Below are 20,293 nucleotides of genomic sequence, written 5' to 3'. Positions count from 1 at the left end.
AGCGTAGCAGCCTCTCAAATCCCTACGTCGGTATTAACCGAATCAGGTTCGACGGGTTTCTCTCAGCCTTTTGCAGGCACCCCGTTGAGAACGGCTCATTCTAGACATTTCGTCGACAGGGGGAAAGCGTCACAGCGTGGGCGGCGCGAACCAGGCGGATTTAAAGTCAAACCAGCCGAGCGTATTGAGCCGCACGCCGCGCATGCTGCGCTGGCCCTCCAGCAGTAGCCAGTGATGGAACAGCGGATGCACACCGTCTGTGTCCAGCAGCCGTTTGCTCCATTCGGCGAGCGGCAGCGCTTTACGTCGCCAGCGCGCGGCGTCCTCTTCCCAGTCGAGCGGCAGGCAGCGATGCAGCAGCGGGATCTCATAAAGCTGGGCAAACAGCGCATACTCCAGCGGCAGAGTGAAGTTCACGCTGCCGAGCCAGACATCGCTTTCCGCTTCGCCCTGATGCCAGGTCTCGTAGTCGACCGCGCGGGTAATCAACCGTACATTATGCTGCGCCAGCAGCGGACGCAGCGCGTTGGCAATGCCCTCATGTTCGACGTGCTGGCTGTACCAGGTCAGCGTCAGGCTCTCCAGACCGGGCGGTTTCGTCGCTGGCGTCAGGTCGCGGCGGTGATGCCAGCGCGGCAGCAGTCCGTAAGCGGGATACCAGTAGCGCTGATAGCCCGTCTCGGCATGGTTGAGCAGGGCGACAGGATTAAACAGATGACAGAGCCAGCGCCGGATAGCCGCGTCGCGCCCCTGGGCCGAACGCTGGTCGAACAGTAAAAAATAGCAGCCCTCTTCAAGGCGGCTCTCTTCCAGTTTTTCATCCTCGGCGGCGCCCTGCAGCCGCACGCCAGAATAGACCAGCTCGTCGCTAATCTCCGGCAGCACCCAGATAGAGACGTCATCTATCAGCGCGCGAAAGCCGAAGTAGTCGTCAAACGCCTCGATCTTCAGCTGGCTGTGCTGGTTGCGCACCACGCGGTAGGGCCCGGTGCCGACGGGATGGCGTGCGAAGTCGCGCATCTGCGGCCACTCGCGCGGCAGGATCATGGCGCTGACGCTGCCGAGCAGCCACGGCAGCCAGTCGTCCGGCGCGCTGAGACTGATATCCAGCGTCCAGGGGGCGGGCGAATCGATCTGGCGGATATGGGAGAAGAGCGGCAGCGCACGCAGGCGCTCCAGGCTTGCCATCACATCCGCTATTTCCAGTTCGCGACCGTGATGAAAGCGGATCGCCGGGCGGACGTAAAAGCGCCAGTGCAGCGGCGAAAGCGCCTGCCAGTGATGCGCGATATCCGCCTCGACTTCCCCATTTTCCTCATTTATGCGCGTCAGACCGTTAAAAATCTGACGGGCAAGATGCGTTTCAGAGCGGCGCAGCGGCGAACCGGGAAGCAGATTCAGCAGCGGTCGATAGTAAAGCACGCGCAAAATATGTTTGCCCTGCCGGAAACTGCGGCCAAGATGTGCGCGGATCATCTGGCCCACTTCCGCCTTGTCGCCAACCAGCTGCACCAGCTGATCGATGCGATCCTGCTCCAGCAGATCTTCAGCGCGCTGCTGCTGTAGCGCGAGGCCGGTGTAGCAAAAGGTGAGCTGTGAACGTTTGCCGCGCCCCGCCTCCGCCTGCCAGGTAAGCCAGCCCGCCTCCTGCATCGCATTGAGCAGGTTGCGCATATGGCGACGCGAACAGTGCAGCCGCTCGGCCAGTTCGTTTAGCGTCACCAGCTGACTTTCGCCCTGACAGCTTTGCCACAGCCGGATGAACTGCTGCTTGAGGCGTGATGAGGACATAAAAGAGGAACTCCCTGTGAAAAGCGCTCAGTTTTTCCTGCCTCATATTAAGGGCAAACTTAGCACTATTGGAAGAGCGGGAGGCATTCACGACTGAATGGCGCTCGACCATGATGCCGCTGCGGCGGGATCTTTTCTGAGTAGGGTGCAATTACACCGCCAGCAGAGATTTTTCCTGCTGGCTTTTTTATGTTGCGTTAGAATTTATCTTCTTGTTTTTCCTGCTTCGACTTCAAAGGGATTTCGCTATGAAATCGCTGTTAACCCGGAAGCGCCGTATCAATCCGGTCTTTCTCGCCTTTATGGCTGCCTCTTTTATGATTGGTGTCGCCGGCGCGCTGCAGGCGCCGACGCTGAGCCTGTTTCTGACCCGTGAAGTGCAGGCACGTCCTTTCTGGGTAGGGCTGTTTTTTACCGTTAACGCCATCGCAGGTATTGCCGTCAGCATGCTGGTGGCGAAACGCTCCGACAGCCGCGGCGATCGCCGCACGCTGATCCTCTTTTGCTGTCTGATGGCCTTTTGTAACGCGCTGCTGTTCGCCTTTACCCGCCACTATCTGACGCTGATTACGCTTGGCGTGCTGCTCTCGGCACTGGCCAGCGTCTCGATGCCGCAGATTTTCGCGCTGGCGCGCGAGTATGCCGACCAGTCGGCGCGCGAAGCGGTAATGTTCAGCTCGGTTATGCGCGCGCAGCTTTCGCTTGCCTGGGTAATTGGCCCGCCGCTGTCGTTTGCGCTGGCGCTTAACTTTGGCTTCGTTACGCTCTTTCTGGTGGCTGCCGCGCTGTTTCTGCTTTGTATTCTGCTGATCAGGTTTACGTTGCCTTCGGTGCCGCGCGCCGCGCCGCTGATGCAGAGCGGCGGTATGCCGTTGAGCGGCTGGCGCGACCGCGATGTACGCCTGCTGTTTATCGCCTCGATGACCATGTGGACCTGCAATACCATGTATATCATCGATATGCCCCTTTATATCAGCGTGACGCTGGGGCTGCCGGAGAAGCTGGCGGGTCTGCTGATGGGGACGGCGGCTGGGCTGGAGATCCCGGTGATGCTGCTGGCCGGGCACTATGCGAAGCGCGTCGGCAAGCGCAATCTGATGCTGATCGCGCTGGCGGCGGGCATCCTGTTTTACGCCGGGCTGGCGATGTTCGCTTCGCAGACCGCGCTGATGGCGCTGCAGCTGTTTAACGCGGTTTTTATCGGCATTATCGCCGGTATCGGCATGCTGTGGTTTCAGGATTTAATGCCGGGCAGGCCGGGGGCGGCGACCACGATGTTCACCAACTCCATTTCTACCGGGATGATTCTGGCAGGTGTGATTCAGGGGACGTTAAGCGAGCGCTTCGGGCATATTGCGGTCTACTGGCTGGCGCTGGGACTGGCTGTCGCGGCCTTCGCTATGTCGGCGCGCGTGAAGAACGTATAAAAGGAAGGGCGACGCAGTGGTCGCCCTGGGCTTGAACCGTGGCCGGCGTGGGTGGCATGGGCCGATCGCAAAGTCGCTCAAGGCATCCATGCTCGCTCGGCCCGCGACATCCCTGTCGCGGGACGCTGTGCTCCTCTGCCCACACCACCCGCGCTTTAACTCTGGTGTCGTCTGGGCTTGAGGCTTTATCCGCCTTAATTCAGAAACGCAGGCTGGCGCTGTTCGTAGTCGCTGATAGCGGCTTCGTACTGCAGCGTCAGACCGATACTGTCGAGGCCGTTCAGCATGCAGTGGCGGCGGAAGCTGTCGATCTCGAATGGATAAACTTTATCGCCCGCCGTTACCGTCTGCGCTTCAAGATCGACGGTAAAGCGAATGCCCGGCTGCGCCGCGACCAGCTTAAACATCTCGTCGACCTGCTCGTCACTGAGGCGAACCGGCAGCAGCTGGTTGTTAAAGCTGTTGCCGTAGAAAATGTCGGCAAAGCTCGGCGCAATCACAACGTGAAAACCAAAGTCGGTCAGCGCCCAGGGGGCGTGCTCGCGCGATGAGCCGCAGCCGAAGTTTTCACGCGCCAGCAGAATGCTGGTGCCCTGAAACTCCGGCTTGTTCAGCACAAAGCTGGCGGTCGGCACGGTGCCCGCGTCGTCGTCAAAACGCCAGTCGTGAAACAGATGTGCGCCAAAGCCGGTGCGCGTTACCTTCTGCAGGAACTGTTTGGGAATAATGGCGTCGGTGTCGACGTTCGCCGCGTCCAGCGGGGCGACGATGCCGGTATGCTGAGTAAATTTATTCGCCATGATTAAGCTCCTGTCAGTTCACGGATATCGGCAAAATGGCCGGAAACAGCGGCGGCGGCGGCCATCGCCGGGCTGACCAGGTGGGTGCGTCCGCCGCGGCCCTGACGGCCTTCGAAGTTACGGTTGCTGGTTGAGGCGCAGCGCTCGCCCGGATTCAGGCGGTCATTGTTCATCGCCAGACACATTGAGCAACCCGGCAGACGCCATTCAAAGCCAGCCTCGAGGAAAATCTTGTCCAGACCTTCTGCTTCTGCCTGCGCTTTTACCGGGCCGGAGCCCGGCACCACCATCGCGACCACGCCCGGCGCAACCTTACGCCCTTTGGCGATAGCCGCTGCGGCACGCAGATCTTCAATACGCGAGTTGGTGCAGGAGCCGATAAATACTTTATCGATCGCCACGTCAGTCAGGCGAATGCCCGGCTGCAGGTTCATATAGGCCAGCGCTTTCTCGGCGGAGGCGCGCTCGACCGGATCGGCAAACGAGGCCGGATTCGGGATCGCCTGATCCACGGCGATCACCTGGCCTGGGTTGGTGCCCCAGGTCACCTGCGGCGCGATATCGGCGGCGTTCAGCGTGACGACGGCGTCATAGTGCGCGCCTTCATCCGACTTCAGGGTACGCCAGTACTCTACCGCCTGTTCCCACTTCTCGCCCTGCGGCGCGAACTGACGACCTTTCAGGTAGTTGAAGGTAGTATCGTCCGGCGCGACCAGACCCGCTTTGGCGCCCATCTCAATCGCCATATTGCACAGCGTCATACGACCTTCCATGCTCAGCGCTTCGATAGCCGGACCGCAGAATTCGACCACATGGCCGGTGCCGCCCGCGCTGCCGGTTTTACCGATAATCGCCAGCACGATATCTTTCGCGGTAATGCCTGGGGCGGCTTCGCCCAGCACTTCGATTTTCATGGTCTTCGCGCGACCCTGCTTCAGCGTCTGGGTAGCGAATACATGCTCTACTTCCGAGGTGCCGATACCAAAGGCGAGCGAACCGAATGCGCCGTGGGTGGCGGTGTGCGAATCACCGCAGACGATGGTCATGCCCGGCAGCGTCATGCCTTGCTCAGGCCCGATAACGTGCACGATGCCCTGGAAGGGATGGTTCAGATCGTAGAGCTGCACGCCGAACTCGGCGCAGTTCTTGATCAGCTCTTGCATCTGGATGCGCGCCATCTCGCCAGAGGCGTTGATGTCTTTGGTCTGGGTCGAGACATTGTGATCCATGGTGGCGAACGTCTTCGACGGCTGACGCACCTTGCGGCCATGCGCGCGCAGACCGTCAAAAGCCTGCGGAGAGGTCACCTCATGAATCAGGTGACGATCGATATAGAGCAGCGGCGTCTCGTCAGGCGCTTCGTGAACGACATGTGCATCAAATAACTTCTGGTATAAAGTTTTCATTATTTTATTTTTCCTCGGCGATAAAGCGGGCAATGATGCTGCCCATCTCATCAGTCGTGACGGCGGGGCCGTCACCGGCCAAATCTCGGGTGCGGTAGCCTTCTTCCAGCGCGCGGCTGATGGCGCGCTCAATGCTGTCGGCGGCAGCGTCTGCATTCAGGCTGTAGCGCAGCAGCAGCGACAGCGACAGGATCTGCGCTACCGGGTTAGCGATATTCTGTCCGGCGATATCCGGCGCGGAGCCACCTGCCGGCTCATACAGACCAAAGCCCTCTTCGTTCAGGCTGGCTGAGGGCAGCATGCCCATCGAGCCGGTAATCATGGCGCACTCGTCAGAAAGGATGTCGCCAAACAAGTTCGAGCAGAGCAGGACGTCGAACTGCGACGGATCTTTAATCAGCTGCATGGTGGCGTTGTCGATATACATATGGCTCAGCTGCACATCGGGATAATCCTGTGCCACTTCATTCACGATCTCGCGCCACATCACCGACGTTTGCAGCACGTTGGCTTTATCGATCGAGGTGACTTTATTGCGGCGCTTGCGCGCCGATTCAAAGGCGATGCGCGCAATGCGTTCAATCTCGAAGCGGTGGTAGACTTCGGTGTCGTAGGCGCGCTCATGCGGGCCGCTGCCTTCGCGTCCTTTCGGCTGGCCGAAGTAGATGCCGCCGGTCAGTTCGCGCACGCACAGGATATCGAAACCTTTCGCAGCGATATCGGCGCGCAGCGGGCAAAAAGCTTCCAGACCCTGATAAAGCGCGGCTGGGCGCAGGTTGCTGAACAATTTGAAGTGCTTGCGCAGCGGCAGCAGCGCGCCGCGTTCCGGCTGTGAAGCGGGCGGCAGGTGCTCCCATTTCGGGCCGCCGACCGAGCCGAACAGAATCGCGTCGGCCTGCTCGCAGCCCGCAACGGTGGCGGGCGGCAGCGGTTCGCCGTGACGGTCGATGGCGATGCCGCCGACGTCATATTCGCTGGTGGTAATACGCATATCAAAGCGGTGACGAATGGCGTCCAGCACTTTCAGAGCCTGCGCCATAACTTCCGGACCGATGCCGTCGCCAGGCAATACTGCGATATGAGAAGAGGTAGACATAGTTACACCGTTTCCTTCTGAAATTTGCGCTGCAATTCTTTTTCGACTTCTTTGGCGCGCCAGATGTTATTCAGCGCGTTAACCATCGCTTTCGCAGATGATTCGACAATATCGGTCGCCAGACCGACGCCGTGGAATTTGCGGCCGTTGTAGTTGACCACGATATCCACCTGGCCCAGCGCATTCTCGCCGTGACCTTTCGCCGTTAACTTGTAGTTCATCAGCTCGGCTTCAAAACCGGTAATGCGGTTGATCGCCTGATAAACCGCGTCGACCGGGCCGTTGCCGGTGGCGGCGTCCGCTTTGGTCTCTTCGCCGCAGCCCAGCTGCACTGATGCGGTCGCTGTGACGCTGGAGCCGGTCTGCACATTGAATTCGTTCAGCTGGAAATATTCCGGCTCTTCATGCTGCTTGTTGATAAAGGCCAGCGCTTCCAGATCGTAATCAAATACTTGGCCTTTTTTATCAGCCAGCTTCAGGAAGGCGTCATACAGCGCGTCCAGGCTGTAGTCGCTCTCTTTGTAGCCCATCTCTTCCATACGGTGTTTCACCGCGGCGCGGCCGGAACGCGACGTCAGGTTCAGCTGGATTTTGTGCAGGCCGATCGATTCCGGCGTCAGGATTTCGTAGTTTTCACGGTTTTTCAGCACGCCGTCCTGGTGGATGCCGGAGGAGTGCGCAAAGGCGTTAGAGCCGACCACCGCCTTGTTCGCCGGGATCGGCATGTTGCAGATCTGGCTGACCATCTGGCTGGTGCGGTAAATTTCCTGGTGATTGATGTTGGTATGGACGTTCAGGATCTGCTGGCGGGTTTTAATCGCCATAACGACCTCTTCCAGCGCGCAGTTGCCGGCGCGCTCGCCCAGGCCGTTCAGTGTGCCTTCGACCTGACGCGCGCCCGCCTGGACCGCGGCCAGCGCATTGCCGGTCGCCATGCCTAAATCGTCATGGGTGTGCACCGACAGGATCGCTTTATCGATATTGGGCACCCGATTGATCAACTGACTGATGATGCTGGCGTATTCGCCCGGCAGGGTGTAACCCACGGTGTCTGGAATGTTGATAGTGGTTGCGCCCGCGTTGATTGCCGCCTCTACCACGCGACACAGGTCGTCGATCGGCGTACGGCCGCCATCTTCGCAAGAGAATTCAACGTCGTTAGTGTAGTTACGGGCGCGTTTCACCATCTGTACCGCGCGCTCAATCACTTCAGGCAGCGTGCTGCGCAGTTTGGTGGCGATATGCATCGGCGACGTCGCGATGAAGGTGTGGATACGATAGGCCTCCGCTACGCGCAGCGCTTCATAGGCCGCATCGATATCTTTTTCGACGCAGCGTGCCAGTCCGCAGACGCGGCTGTTTTTAATGGTGCGCGCGATGGTCTGTACGGATTCGAAGTCGCCCGGCGACGAAACCGGGAAGCCGACTTCCATCACGTCTACGCCCATGCGCTCCAGCGCCAGTGCGATCTGCAATTTTTCTTTCACACTCAGGCTGGCCTGTAATGCCTGCTCACCGTCGCGCAGAGTGGTATCGAAAATAATGACTTGCTGGCTCATCGTATTCATCCTTATTCGTTAGCTTCACCGTGCAACGAGCATAAAAAAACCCGCGCAAGGCGCGGGTTTTTAACTTTCAGCAGGTTCGAATCAGTGTTTGATTCTGCCCACGAGTCTACCGCGCAAACTGAATGCGTTAAGTAGTAGACCGAGTAGGCGGAATGAATGAAACATGGATTCGAACCTCGTAAATTTTGTGCTGCACATATTGGTACTGGAATCAGGTCGGGATGTCAACCATAAGCAAAAGGGTATTTTCAATGCGCGCTAAGGAAAATATCCTGCGATTTACCGCCAGCTTAGTGGAACTGGTAATCCCTGAAAAAACAGGGCGTAAATCGGCCTTTATGACAGGGGCTGTTTATTTTAACTCTTTGAAAGTTATCTTTTTTACTGATTGTTTATCACCTGTTGCCCAGAATTATTTTACCGCTGTGGGGCAGCATATTGTCGCGCGTCGGCTTTATTTAAGAGTTAATAACGCCAGAAATGAATTTTACAGGAAAATTGTGGGCTAAAGGATACGGAATTATTTTTTTGTTATTTCTTATAACCCGCTGGAAATGAATTGGTCTCCAGCATTTTCTTCTGCCTAACTTCCGGTGAATTAGATAATTCCGCGCGCGGTCAACTTATCGCGCAGAGGCTTTAAAGCCCGCTTAACGATAAGCGCGGAGTCTGACGTTTGCCTGCCGGGTTTTCTACGGTTATGGTAATCGACCAACTCTTAAAACAATCAACCAAGCAGATTTCTCTGTATCTGGATGTCGGAAACGAATTCCGGCGTCTGCGCATAAACATAAGGTTTTGATCTTAACTGGCGAAACTGGGGCAGGATGCCAGTGGCGCGCTGGAACAGCGAGCGTCAGTGGATTCAGTTCCTCAAGCCTGGAGGCAGAAAATGGAGATGTTGTCAGGAGCCGAGATGGTCGTCCGTTCGTTGATCGATCAGGGCGTAAAACAGGTGTTCGGTTATCCGGGCGGCGCGGTGCTGGATATTTATGACGCGCTGCAAACCGTCGGCGGAATTGATCACGTACTGGTGCGCCATGAGCAGGGCGCGGTGCATATGGCGGATGGCCTGGCACGCGCCACGGGCGAAGTCGGCGTAGTGCTGGTGACGTCGGGTCCCGGCGCAACCAATGCGATCACCGGTATCGCCACCGCCTATATGGATTCGATCCCGCTGGTCATCCTGTCGGGTCAGGTGCCTTCCTCGCTGATTGGCTACGACGCCTTTCAGGAGTGCGACATGGTGGGGATTTCCCGTCCGGTGGTGAAGCACAGCTTTCTGGTGAAAAGCACCGAAGAGATCCCGACCGTGCTGAAAAAAGCCTTCTGGCTGGCGGCCAGCGGGCGTCCAGGCCCGGTCGTTATCGATCTGCCGAAGGACATTCTGAACCCGGCCAATAAACTACCTTACGTTTATCCGGAATCGGTGAGCATGCGCTCCTACAACCCGACCATTCAGGGGCATAAAGGGCAGATCAAACGCGCTTTAAACACGCTGCTCGCCGCGCACAAGCCGGTTATTTACGCTGGCGGCGGCGCGATTACCTCAGCCTGCGAAGCGGAGCTGCTGCAGCTTGCGGAAAAGCTGAATATTCCGGTCACTACGTCGCTGATGGGGCTGGGCGCGTTTCCCGGCACGCACCGTCAGGCAGTGGGTATGCTCGGCATGCACGGCACCTATGAAGCCAACATGACGATGCATAACGCCGATCTGATCTTTGCCGTCGGCGTGCGCTTTGACGATCGCACCACCAATAATCTGGCTAAATATTGCCCGAACGCGACGGTGCTACATATCGACATCGATCCTACCTCGATTTCGAAAACCGTGGCGGCGGATATCCCTATCGTTGGCGATGCGAAGCAGACGCTGCAGCAGATGCTGGAGCTGCTGGCGCAGAGCGAAACGAAGCAGGAGTTCGACAGCCTGCGCGACTGGTGGCAGAGCATTGAAGGCTGGCGCAGCCGTAAATGTCTGGCGTTCGATCGCAGCAGCGACGCGATTAAACCGCAGGCGGTGATCGAGACGATCTGGCGCCTGACCAACGGCGACGCTTACGTCACCTCGGATGTCGGCCAGCATCAGATGTTCGCGGCGCTTTACTATCCCTTTGATAAACCGCGTCGCTGGATCAACTCAGGCGGACTCGGCACCATGGGCTTCGGTCTGCCAGCCGCGCTGGGCGTCAAAATGGCGCTGCCAGAGGAAACGGTGATTTGCGTGACCGGCGACGGCAGCATTCAGATGAATATTCAGGAGCTCTCCACCGCGCTGCAGTACGATCTGCCGGTGCTGGTGCTGAGCCTGAATAACCGCGTCCTCGGCATGGTGAAACAGTGGCAGGATATGATCTATTCAGGCCGCCATTCGCAATCTTATATGGAGTCGCTGCCGGACTTTGTGCGTCTGGCTGAGGCCTATGGTCACGTCGGCATCGCCATTCAGCATCCTTCCGAACTGGAAGAGAAACTGCAGCTGGCGCTGGATACGCTGGCGAAGGGCCGCCTGGTATTTGTCGACGTCACCGTCGACGGCAGCGAGCATGTGTACCCGATGCAGATTCGCGGCGGGGCGATGGATGAGATGTGGCTGAGCAAAACGGAGAGAACATAATTATGCGTCGTATTTTATCGGTTCTGCTGGAGAATGAATCCGGCGCATTGTCGCGCGTGGTGGGCCTCTTTTCTCAGCGCGGCTACAACATCGAAAGCCTGACCGTCGCGCCGACTGACGACCCAACGCTGTCGCGTATGACCATTCAAACCGTCGGTGACGAGAAGGTGCTGGAGCAGATTGAAAAGCAGCTGCATAAGCTGGTGGACGTGCTGCGCGTCAGCGAGCTGGGGCAGGGCGCTTACGTCGAACGCGAGATCATGCTGGTGAAGCTGCAGGCCACCGGTTACGGCCGCGAAGAGGTAAAGCGCAGCGCCGAGATCTTCCGCGGTCAGATTATCGACGTGACGCCGACGCTGTACACGGTTCAGCTTGCGGGCACCAGCGATAAGCTCGACGCCTTTCTCAATACCGTGCGCGAAGTCGCTGAGATTGTCGAAGTGGCGCGTTCCGGCATCGTCGGCGTGTCGCGCGGCGATCGCATTATGCGTTAATCACAACAGGTTACTGTCTCTAACCCGGCGTAATGCCGGGTTTTTTTATTTTATGCGCTAAACAGGGATCGCTAAGAAAAGCGGTTGCTCAGCGCGGAGTTCTGCTGTTAGATGTTACAAACGAGTTACCCTTAGCTTAGTTGCGGACATCTGTCGCAACGCGGCTCGCCGTGAAGTATGGAGTTATCGTGAAACTGGATGAAATCGCGCGTCTGGCGGGCGTGTCGCGCACCACGGCCAGTTATGTCATCAATGGCAAAGCGCGGCAGTATCGTGTCAGCGAAAAAACCGTCGAGAAAGTGATGGCGGTCGTGCGTGAGCATAACTATCACCCTAATGCAGTGGCGGCGGGCCTGCGCGCCGGCCGCACGCGTTCTATCGGCCTGGTGATCCCCGACCTGGAGAATACCAGCTACACCCGCATCGCCAATTATCTGGAGCGTCAGGCGCGTCAACGCGGCTATCAGCTGCTGATCGCCTGTTCAGAAGATCAGCCCGACAATGAAATGCGCTGTATCGAACATCTGCTGCAGCGTCAGGTTGATGCGATTATCGTTTCTACCTCTTTGCCGCCTGAGCATCCCTTTTATCAGCGCTGGATCAACGATCCGCTGCCGATTATCGCGCTGGACCGTGCGCTGGATCGCGAGCATTTCACCAGCGTCGTCGGCGCCGATCAGGACGACGCTTTTGCCCTGGCGGCTGAATTGCGTCAGCTGCCGGTAAAAAACGTCCTGTTCCTCGGCGCGCTGCCGGAGCTTTCCGTCAGCTTTTTACGCGAAATGGGGTTCCGCGATGCCTGGAAAGAGGATCCACGACCCATCGACTATATCTACTGCAACAGCTTCGAGCGTACGGCGGCGGCCGCGCTGTTTGAGAAGTATCTTGACGATCATGATATGCCAGAGGCGCTTTTCACCACCTCGTTCGGCCTGCTGCAGGGCGTTATGGACGTGACGTTAAAACGTGACGGGCGGCTGCCGACCGACCTCGCTATCGCGACCTTTGGCGACCACGAATTACTGGACTTTCTGGACTGTCCGGTGCTGGCCGTAGGGCAGCGTCATCGTGATGTTGCGGAGCGCGTGCTGGAGTTAGTTCTGGCTTCGCTTGATGAGCCGAGAAAACCGAAACCGGGATTAACGCGTATTCGGCGAAATTTATTTCGCCGTGGGCAGCTAAATCGCAAAATTAAATAGCCGACGGGCAGCAATACCGCTGCCCTTAAATTTTTATGTATTAATATTCGTCAATTTTTAGGGTAAAAAAGCGTAAATCTGCGACACCTCATCTAACAAATTAGCGGCGATGTGATTGTTAATTGTCCATTTCTTCGGGCTGGCAACCCCTCCCGCCGTGCCTGGGGCGGGTGTGGCCGCTTTCAGAAATCCCCTAAAATGCAGCCCCTGTCTCAGAAACAGTGAAGAATATTAGCGCAGACCATCAGGTTTATTTTTAATCATTTTTTTAAGCACTATGGTTTTTATTCCACTATTCATCAGGTTAATTTTTAAAATTGACCTTTTGACCCCTTTGTCGCTTTTCAATCAGCGAAATTCCCCCCTGTAAATAGTTATATTCCCGCCGCGCTTCGGCTTGACAACGATTTCATCGCCTCCGTAAACTCGTGGCGTGGTAAAAAGTGGGGTAAAGTGGTGAAAACGGGGAGCTGAGGGGAAGACTGGCATGTTCCGTGGGGCAACGTTAGTCAATCTCGACAGCAAGGGGCGACTGGCCGTACCTGTGCGCTATCGCGACACGCTGATCGGGGAATCTCAAGGGCAGATGGTGTGCACCATCGACCTTCATCAGCCCTGCCTGTTGCTTTATACCTTGCCCGAATGGGAAATCATCGAAAAAAAGCTGTCTCGCTTATCCAGCATGAACCCCGTTGAGCGACGCGTACAGCGTCTGCTGCTGGGCCATGCCAGTGAGTGTCAGATGGACAATGCAGGCCGTTTACTGCTGGCGAATACGCTTCGGCAGCACACGGGCCTGACAAAAGAAGTGATGCTGGTCGGCCAGTTCAATAAGTTTGAACTGTGGGATGAACAGACCTGGTATCAACAAGTTAAGGATGACATTGACGCAGAACAGTCGGCTCAGGAACCGTTATCTGAGCGGTTGCAGGACTTGTCGCTATAGCTATGCAGGAAAATTTTAAACATACCACGGTGCTACTGGACGAGGCGGTTAACGGCCTCAACATCAGGGAAGACGGCATCTACATCGACGGCACCTTTGGTCGCGGCGGACATTCACGATTGATTCTGTCGCAGCTGGGCGCGCAGGGACGGCTTATCGCCATCGATCGCGACCCGCAAGCTATCGCTGCAGCTGCTGAAATCGCCGATCCGCGCTTTTCCATTGTGCATGGCCCGTTCTCCGAGCTGGCCGAGTATGTCGAAGCGCTGGAGTTAAGCGGCAAAATTGACGGCATCCTGCTTGATCTCGGCGTGTCGTCGCCGCAGCTGGATGACGCCGAACGCGGTTTCTCTTTTATGCGTGATGGGCCGCTGGACATGCGAATGGACCCGACGCGCGGGCATTCCGCCGCTGAGTGGCTGTTGCAGGCCGAAGAAGCGGATATCGCCTTTGTGCTGAAGACCTACGGCGAGGAGCGTTTTGCTAAACGTATCGCACGCGCCATCGTGGAGCGTAACCGCGAGCAGCCGATGACGCGCACCAAAGAGCTGGCCGAAGTCATCGCGGCGGCGACGCCGGTGAAAGATAAGTTTAAACATCCAGCGACGCGCAGCTTTCAGGCGATACGTATCTGGATCAACAGCGAGCTGGAAGAGATCGAAAAGGCGCTGAAAGGCGCGTTAACGGTGCTGGCACCTGAGGGGCGTCTCTCCATTATCAGCTTCCACTCGCTGGAAGATCGCCTGGTGAAGCGTTTTATGCGCGATCAGAGTCGCGGTCCGCAGGTGCCAGCAGGGCTTCCGATGACCGAAGCGCAGCTTAAGGCGCTGGGCGGACGTCAGCTGAAGCTGCTCGGCAAAATGACGCCGGGCGAAGCGGAAGTGGCGGACAATCCACGCGCGCGCAGTTCGGTTCTGCGTATCGCGGAGAGAACCGACGCATGATCGGCAACGAACGTCACAGCCTGCCCGGGGTTATCGGCGGCGATCTGCTGCGATTCGGCAAAATCCCGGTGATTTTGCTTATCGCCGTATTGGTGTCGGCCATCATGGTGGTGACGACGACGCACAAAACGCGTCTGCTGACCGCGCAGCGCGAGCAGCTGGTATTAGAGCGCGACGCGCTCGACATTGAATGGCGTAACCTGATCCTTGAGGAGAACGCGCTGGGCGATCACAGTCGGGTGGAGCGTATCGCTACCGAGAAGCTGCAGCTACAGCATGTTGATCCCTCTCAGGAAAACATTGTGGTACAGAAATAAGGAACGCTAAATCGCCATGAGCGGCGCAAGCAAAACGCTGAAGTTGAAAAAACAGGAAGATAAAGCCAGCTTTGTAAGCTGGCGTTTTGCGTTGCTGTGCGGCTGTATTTTACTGGCGCTGTTCGGCTTGCTGTCTCGCGTCGCCTGGCTGCAGGTCATCAAGCCGGATAAGCTGGTGAAAGAGGGCGATCTGCGCTCCTTGCGCGTACAGGCTATCCCCACCGCGCGCGGCATGATCAGCGATCGCGCCGGTCGTCCGCTGGCGGTCAGCGTGCCGGTCAACGCCATCTGGGCCGATCCCAAAGAGCTGCACGACGCGGGCGGCGTGACCCTCGACAGCCGCTGGAAGGCGCTTGCCGACGCGCTCTCGATTCCGCTCGATCAGCTGGCGACGCGCGTCAACGCCAATCCCAAAGGACGCTTCATCTATCTGGCGCGTCAGGTCAATCCCGCCATCAGCGACTACATCAAAAAGCTCAAGCTGCCTGGCATCCATCTGCGTGAAGAGTCACGTCGCTACTATCCCGCCGGTCAGGTGACTTCTCATCTGATCGGCTTTACCAATATTGACGGGCAGGGCATCGAAGGCATCGAAAAGAGCTTCGATAAGTGGCTGACCGGCGCGCCTGGCGAGCGAACGGTGCGTAAAGATCGCAACGGCCGCGTCATTGAAGATATCTCATCGGTAGACAGCCGCGCCGCCCATAACCTGACGCTCAGCATTGACGAACGTCTGCAGGCGCTGGTTTACCGCGAGCTCAATAACGCCGTCGCGTTCAATAAAGCTGAATCTGGCTCCGCCGTGCTGGTCGAGGTTAATACCGGCGAAGTGCTGGCGATGGCGAACAGCCCGGCTTACAACCCTAATAACCTCGGTAACACGCCGAAAGAGATCATGCGCAACCGCGCCATCACCGATATTTTCGAGCCGGGCTCGACCGTTAAGCCGATGGTAGTGATGACGGCGCTGCAGCGCGGCGTGGTGCGGGAAAACAGCGTGCTTAATACCGTGCCGTATCGCGTTAATGGTCATGAAATCAAAGACGTGGCGCGATACAACGAACTAACCCTTACTGGGGTTTTGCAGAAGTCGAGTAACGTCGGTGTTTCACGACTGGCGTTAGCGATGCCCTCCTCAGCGCTTGTAGATACTTATGCGCGCTTTGGCCTGGGTAAACCGACCAATTTGGGGCTGGTCGGGGAAAGTAGTGGCTTATACCCTCAAAAACAACGGTGGTCTGACATAGAGAGGGCCACCTTCTCTTTCGGCTACGGGCTAATGGTAACCCCGTTACAGTTAGCGCGTGTCTACGCGACGATCGGCAGCTACGGCATCTTTCGACCGCTGTCGATCACTAAAGTCGATCCGCCTGTGGCGGGCGAGCGCGTCTTCCCGGAATCGCTGGTGAAAACCGTGGTTCATATGATGGAAAGCGTCGCGCTGCCGGGCGGCGGCGGCGTGAAAGCGGCGATTAAGGGCTACCGCATCGCGATTAAAACCGGTACCGCGAAAAAAGTCGGACCGGATGGCCGTTACGTTAACAAATATATTGCTTACACCGCAGGCGTCGCGCCTGCCAGTCATCCTCGTTTTGCGCTGGTGGTGGTGATCAACGATCCCCAGGCCGGTAAATATTACGGTGGTGCGGTCTCCGCGCCGGTGTTCGGTGCCATTATGGGCGGGGTTTTACGCACCATGAATATCGAGCCGGACGCGTTGCCGACCAATGACAAAAACGAGCTGGTGACTAACAGAAGTGAGGGAAAAAGTGACAGATCGTAACCTGCGCGACTTGCTGGGCCCGTGGGTGCCAGGCGCGCCGGCGCGTCCCTTGGGTGACATGACACTGGACAGCCGCAAAGCGGCCTCCGGCGATCTGTTTGTGGCCGTCGCAGGCCACCACGCCGACGGACGGCGTTTTATTCCGCAGGCGATCGCGCAGGGCGTTGCCGCCGTGATCGCGGAAGCTGAAGGCGAAGCCAGCGATGGCGATATTCGTGAGATGCATGGCGTGCCGGTGATTTATCTGGCGCAGCTGCCGCAGCGCCTCTCCGCGCTGGCGGGGCGTTTTTATGGTCAGCCGGGCGAAAAGCAGAAGCTGATAGGCGTGACCGGCACCAATGGCAAAACCACCACCACGCAGCTGCTGGCGCAATGGGCGCAACGGCTGGGTGAAACCGGCGCGGTGATGGGCACGGTCGGCAATGGCCTGCTCGATCAGCTGACCGCCGCGGAGAACACGACCGGATCGGCCGTTGAGGTGCAGCATCTCTTACGGGATCTGGCGCAGCAGGGCGCGACGCTGACCGCAATGGAGGTCTCCTCGCACGGTCTGGTGCAGCATCGCGTTGCCGCGCTGCCGTTCGCCGCTGCGGTCTTTACCAATCTGAGCCGCGATCATCTTGACTACCACGGTGATATGCAGACCTACGAATCGGCTAAGAAGCTGCTTTTTACCGACCATCAGGTTGGCGAAATGATCCTTAACGCCGATGACGAAGCCGGGCGCCGCTGGCTGGCGACGCTGCCGGACGCCGTCGCCGTCACCATGGCAAATAATTTACAGCCGGGCTGTCACGGTCGCTGGGTGAAAGCCGAAGAGGTGAAATATCACGATAACGGCGCCCATATTCGTTTCAGCTCAAGCTGGGGCGAGGGCGAATTCGACAGCCGACTGATGGGCGCGTTTAACGTCAGCAATCTGCTGCTGGCTTTCGCTACGCTGCTGGCGCTTGATTATCCGCTCGCCGATCTGGTGCGGACCGCGCCGCAGCTTCAGCCGGTCTGCGGTCGCATGGAAGTTTTCAGCGCGCCGGGCAAACCGACCGTTGTAGTGGATTACGCCCACACGCCGGACGCGCTGGAAAAAGCACTGGAGGCTGCGCGCCTGCACTGCAAAGGCAAGCTGTGGTGTCTGTTTGGCTGCGGCGGCGATCGCGATAAAGGCAAGCGTCCCCTGATGGGCGCGATCGCCGAGCAGTTCGCGGATGTTGTGGTGATTACCGACGACAATCCGCGCAGCGAAGATCCACAGGCCATCGTTAACGACATTTTGACCGGCCTGCTCGAGCCGCATCGCGCGCGCGTCGTGGCTGGACGTGCGCAAGCGGTCACTAACGCTGTTTTGCAGGCGCAGCCTGACGACATCGTGCTGGTGGCGGGCAAAGGTCATGAAGATTATCAAATCGTGGGGAATCGTCGTCTGGATTACTCTGACCGCGCCACGGTTGCTGCGTTATTAGGAGTGACGGCATGATCCCGGTTTCCCTTACCACTCTGGCTGAGATCAGCGGCGGCACGCTACACGGCAACGATCTTACGCTTAACGACGTCACTACCGATACGCGCAACGTGACGCCGGGCAGCCTGTTTGTGGCGCTGGTCGGTGAACGCTTCGACGCGCATGACTTTGCCGCTGACGCTATCGCCAGCGGCGCGCAGGCGCTGTTAGTGAGTAAGTATTTACACGTCTCCGTGCCGCAGGTCGTGGTCGCTGACACGCGCATTGCGTTCGGCAAACTGGCCGCCTGGGTGCGTCAGCAATCGAAAGCGCGTGTAGTCGCGCTCACCGGTTCGTCCGGCAAAACCTCGGTCAAAGAGATGACCGCCTCTATCCTGCGCGAATGCGGCGAAACGCTTTATACCGCGGGTAACCTGAATAACGATTTCGGCGTGCCGATGACGCTGCTGCGCCTGACAGAGCAGCATCAGTATGCGGTTATCGAACTGGGCGCGAATCACCAGGGCGAAATTGCCTATACCACCGAGCTGACGCGTCCTGAGAGCGCGCTGGTGAATAACCTGGCGGCGGCACATCTGGAGGGCTTCGGTTCGCTGGCGGGCGTAGCGAAGGCGAAAGGGGAGATCTTCAACGGTCTGCCCGCGAACGGCACCGCCATTCTGAACGCCGACAGCAACGACTGGCCGCACTGGCAGGCGAACCTGCACGGCAAGCGCGTATGGCGCTTCTCGCCGCAGGCGGCCGACAGCGATTTTACCGCGCGCGATATCCGTCTGACCGTGGACGGCACTCACTTCACCATGCAAACGCCGCGCGGCGACATCGATGTCACGCTGCCGCTGCCGGGACGTCATAACATCGCTAATGCGCTGGCCGCCGCCGCGCTGGCGCTGTCGGTCGACGCACCGCTTAGCGCCATTCAGAGCGGGCTGAAAAGCCTGCAGGCCGTGCCTGGCCGCCTGTTCCCGATTCGTCTCTCCGAGACGCAGCTGCTGCTCGACGACAGCTATAACGCCAATGTCGGCTCGATGACGGCCGCCGCGCAGGTGCTGGGCGAGATGCCCGGCTACCGCGTAATGGTAGTAGGCGATATGGCGGAGCTGGGCGAAGAGGCGGAGCAGTGCCATCGCGAGGTCGGGCTGGCGGCGAAAGCCGCAGGGGTCGATCGCGTGCTGAGCGTTGGCGCGCTGAGCGCGCACATTAGTGAAAGCAGTGGGGTTGGCGAACATTTCGACACAAAAACCGCGCTGACTGAACGTTTACGGACGCTGTTGTCCGAACATCGGGAATTAACCGTTTTGATTAAGGGTTCGCGTAGTGCTGCCATGGAGCAGGTCGTGCAGAACCTACAGGAGATGGGAACATGTTAGTCTGGCTGGCCGAGCATCTGGTCGCTTTTTATTCCGGCTTCAACGTCTTTTCGTATCTGACGTTTCGCGCCATTGTCAGCCTGCTGACCGCTTTATTTATCTCTTTATGGATGGGGCCTCGCCTGATCGCCTGGCTGCAAAAGCTGCAAATCGGCCAGGTAGTGCGCAACGACGGTCCGGAATCGCACTTCAGCAAGCGCGGTACGCCGACCATGGGCGGGATTATGATCCTCACCTCGATCACCGTTTCGGTGCTGATGTGGGCTTATCCTTCGAATCCCTATGTCTGGTGCGTACTGGTGGTGCTGGTGGGCTTTGGCATCATCGGCTTTGTCGATGACTATCGCAAAGTGGTGCGTAAGGACACGAAGGGCCTGATCGCGCGCTGGAAATATTTCTGGATGTCGGTGATTTCGCTGGGCGTGGCGTTTGCGCTCTACGCCGCCGGTAAAGGGACGCCCGCGACGCAGCTGGTGGTGCCTTTCTTCAAAGATATCATGCCCCAGCTTGGCCTGTTCTACGTGGTGCTCGCCTACTTCGTTATCGTCGGCACCGGCAACGCCGTTAACCTGACCGACGGCCTGGACGGGCTGGCAATTATGCCGACCGTATTCGTCGCGGCAGGGTTCGCGCTGGTGGCCTGGGCGACCGGCAACGTTAAGTTCGCTGAGTATCTCCATATTCCTTATTTACGCCATGCGGGCGAGCTGGTGATCGTCTGTACCGCTATCGTCGGGGCAGGGCTGGGCTTCTTGTGGTTCAACACCTATCCGGCGCAGGTCTTTATGGGCGACGTGGGTTCGCTGGCGCTGGGCGGCGCGCTCGGCACGCTGGCTGTGCTGCTGCGTCAGGAGTTTTTGCTGGTGATTATGGGCGGCGTGTTTGTGGTCGAGACGCTCTCTGTGATCCTGCAGGTAGGATCGTTCAAGCTACGCGGACAGCGCATTTTCCGCATGGCACCGATTCATCATCACTATGAACTGAAAGGCTGGCCGGAACCGCGCGTGATCGTGCGCTTCTGGATCATCTCGCTGATGCTGGTGCTTATTGGCCTGGCCACGCTGAAGGTACGTTAA

18 protein-coding genes and 1 riboswitch are annotated in these 20,293 nt (G+C 58.1%); of the genes, 12 read left to right on the top strand and 6 right to left on the bottom strand.

The features are described from left to right. Position 1 precedes the first annotated feature (1 nt). A riboswitch (TPP riboswitch) is annotated at positions 2 to 94 on the bottom strand. A 35-nt stretch (positions 95 to 129) separates the two neighbouring features. Next, the gene (gene sgrR, locus EKL29_RS04965) at positions 130 to 1,791 is read right to left on the bottom strand and encodes an HTH-type transcriptional regulator SgrR (RefSeq protein WP_126689025.1); all 1,662 of its coding nucleotides are present in this window, start codon (positions 1,789 to 1,791) and stop codon (positions 130 to 132) included. 248 nt (positions 1,792 to 2,039) lie between these two features. Between sgrR and EKL29_RS04960 the strand changes: the two genes are divergently transcribed. Then, a complete protein-coding gene (locus tag EKL29_RS04960) occupies positions 2,040 to 3,218 on the top strand; it encodes an MFS transporter (RefSeq protein ID WP_120455687.1) in 1,179 nt (392 codons plus the stop codon). Between the two features lie 194 nt (positions 3,219 to 3,412). Here the strand turns inward: EKL29_RS04960 and leuD are convergent, their stop codons facing one another. The 5 genes from leuD to leuL all read right to left on the bottom strand — a co-directional run bounded on the left by leuD (position 3,413) and on the right by leuL (position 8,253). Further along, the gene (gene leuD / locus EKL29_RS04955) at positions 3,413 to 4,018 is read right to left on the bottom strand and encodes a 3-isopropylmalate dehydratase small subunit (protein ID WP_126689024.1); all 606 of its coding nucleotides are present in this window, start codon (positions 4,016 to 4,018) and stop codon (positions 3,413 to 3,415) included. A 2-nt stretch (positions 4,019 to 4,020) separates the two neighbouring features. Continuing rightward, entirely contained in the window at positions 4,021 to 5,424 is a 1,404-nt protein-coding gene (gene leuC / locus EKL29_RS04950) for a 3-isopropylmalate dehydratase large subunit (RefSeq protein WP_120455691.1), read from the bottom strand. 4 nt (positions 5,425 to 5,428) lie between these two features. Then, complete coding sequence (gene leuB, locus EKL29_RS04945) at positions 5,429 to 6,520, bottom strand: 3-isopropylmalate dehydrogenase (protein ID WP_126689023.1); 1,092 nt, start codon at positions 6,518 to 6,520, stop codon at positions 5,429 to 5,431. 2 nt (positions 6,521 to 6,522) lie between these two features. Then, positions 6,523 to 8,079, bottom strand: coding sequence for a 2-isopropylmalate synthase (leuA, locus tag EKL29_RS04940; RefSeq protein ID WP_126689022.1), 1,557 nt, complete (start codon positions 8,077 to 8,079; stop codon positions 6,523 to 6,525). A 90-nt stretch (positions 8,080 to 8,169) separates the two neighbouring features. Next, on the bottom strand, positions 8,170 to 8,253 hold the full coding sequence (gene leuL / locus EKL29_RS23535) for a leu operon leader peptide (RefSeq protein WP_127908400.1): 84 nt from the start codon (positions 8,251 to 8,253) through the stop codon (positions 8,170 to 8,172). Between the two features lie 56 nt (positions 8,254 to 8,309). Between leuL and EKL29_RS04930 the strand changes: the two genes are divergently transcribed. From EKL29_RS04930 to mraY, 11 genes are all read left to right on the top strand, one after another. Beyond that, positions 8,310 to 8,597 carry a hypothetical protein gene (locus tag EKL29_RS04930; protein WP_126689021.1) on the top strand — a complete coding sequence of 96 codons (288 nt, stop codon included), beginning with the start codon at positions 8,310 to 8,312 and terminating at the stop codon, positions 8,595 to 8,597. Positions 8,598 to 8,980: 383 nt separating this feature from the next. After that, entirely contained in the window at positions 8,981 to 10,705 is a 1,725-nt protein-coding gene (gene ilvI, locus EKL29_RS04925) for an acetolactate synthase 3 large subunit (protein ID WP_120455701.1), read from the top strand. A gap of 2 nt (positions 10,706 to 10,707) precedes the next feature. Then, complete coding sequence (gene ilvN / locus EKL29_RS04920) at positions 10,708 to 11,199, top strand: acetolactate synthase small subunit (RefSeq protein ID WP_033749472.1); 492 nt, start codon at positions 10,708 to 10,710, stop codon at positions 11,197 to 11,199. A 188-nt stretch (positions 11,200 to 11,387) separates the two neighbouring features. Further along, positions 11,388 to 12,398, top strand: a complete 1,011-nt coding sequence (gene cra / locus EKL29_RS04915; protein WP_120455705.1) for a catabolite repressor/activator — start codon at positions 11,388 to 11,390, stop codon at positions 12,396 to 12,398. Positions 12,399 to 12,885: 487 nt separating this feature from the next. Then, the gene (gene mraZ / locus EKL29_RS04910) at positions 12,886 to 13,344 is read left to right on the top strand and encodes a division/cell wall cluster transcriptional repressor MraZ (protein ID WP_126689020.1); all 459 of its coding nucleotides are present in this window, start codon (positions 12,886 to 12,888) and stop codon (positions 13,342 to 13,344) included. A 2-nt stretch (positions 13,345 to 13,346) separates the two neighbouring features. Then, a complete protein-coding gene (gene rsmH, locus EKL29_RS04905; protein ID WP_120455708.1) occupies positions 13,347 to 14,288 on the top strand; it encodes a 16S rRNA (cytosine(1402)-N(4))-methyltransferase RsmH in 942 nt (313 codons plus the stop codon). Further along, positions 14,285 to 14,605, top strand: a complete 321-nt coding sequence (gene ftsL, locus EKL29_RS04900) for a cell division protein FtsL (RefSeq protein WP_120455710.1) — start codon at positions 14,285 to 14,287, stop codon at positions 14,603 to 14,605. The genes rsmH and ftsL overlap by 4 nt, the downstream gene beginning before the upstream one ends. Positions 14,606 to 14,621: 16 nt before the next feature. Further along, positions 14,622 to 16,388: a peptidoglycan glycosyltransferase FtsI gene (locus tag EKL29_RS04895; protein WP_126689019.1), complete on the top strand. Its 1,767-nt coding sequence runs from the start codon at positions 14,622 to 14,624 to the stop codon at positions 16,386 to 16,388. Further along, on the top strand, positions 16,375 to 17,862 hold the full coding sequence (gene murE / locus EKL29_RS04890) for a UDP-N-acetylmuramoyl-L-alanyl-D-glutamate--2,6-diaminopimelate ligase (protein WP_126689018.1): 1,488 nt from the start codon (positions 16,375 to 16,377) through the stop codon (positions 17,860 to 17,862). The genes EKL29_RS04895 and murE overlap by 14 nt, the downstream gene beginning before the upstream one ends. Beyond that, positions 17,859 to 19,217: a UDP-N-acetylmuramoyl-tripeptide--D-alanyl-D-alanine ligase gene (murF, locus tag EKL29_RS04885; RefSeq protein ID WP_126689017.1), complete on the top strand. Its 1,359-nt coding sequence runs from the start codon at positions 17,859 to 17,861 to the stop codon at positions 19,215 to 19,217. The genes murE and murF overlap by 4 nt, the downstream gene beginning before the upstream one ends. Further along, positions 19,211 to 20,293: a phospho-N-acetylmuramoyl-pentapeptide-transferase gene (mraY, locus tag EKL29_RS04880; RefSeq protein ID WP_033749483.1), complete on the top strand. Its 1,083-nt coding sequence runs from the start codon at positions 19,211 to 19,213 to the stop codon at positions 20,291 to 20,293. The genes murF and mraY overlap by 7 nt, the downstream gene beginning before the upstream one ends.

Origin of the sequence: Pantoea sp. YU22, assembly GCF_003970755.1 — a bacterium.
GTDB lineage: Bacteria > Pseudomonadota > Gammaproteobacteria > Enterobacterales > Enterobacteriaceae > Pantoea > Pantoea piersonii.
Note: the sequence above shows the minus strand (reverse complement) of the source record. Positions and strands in the feature narration are given on the sequence as shown.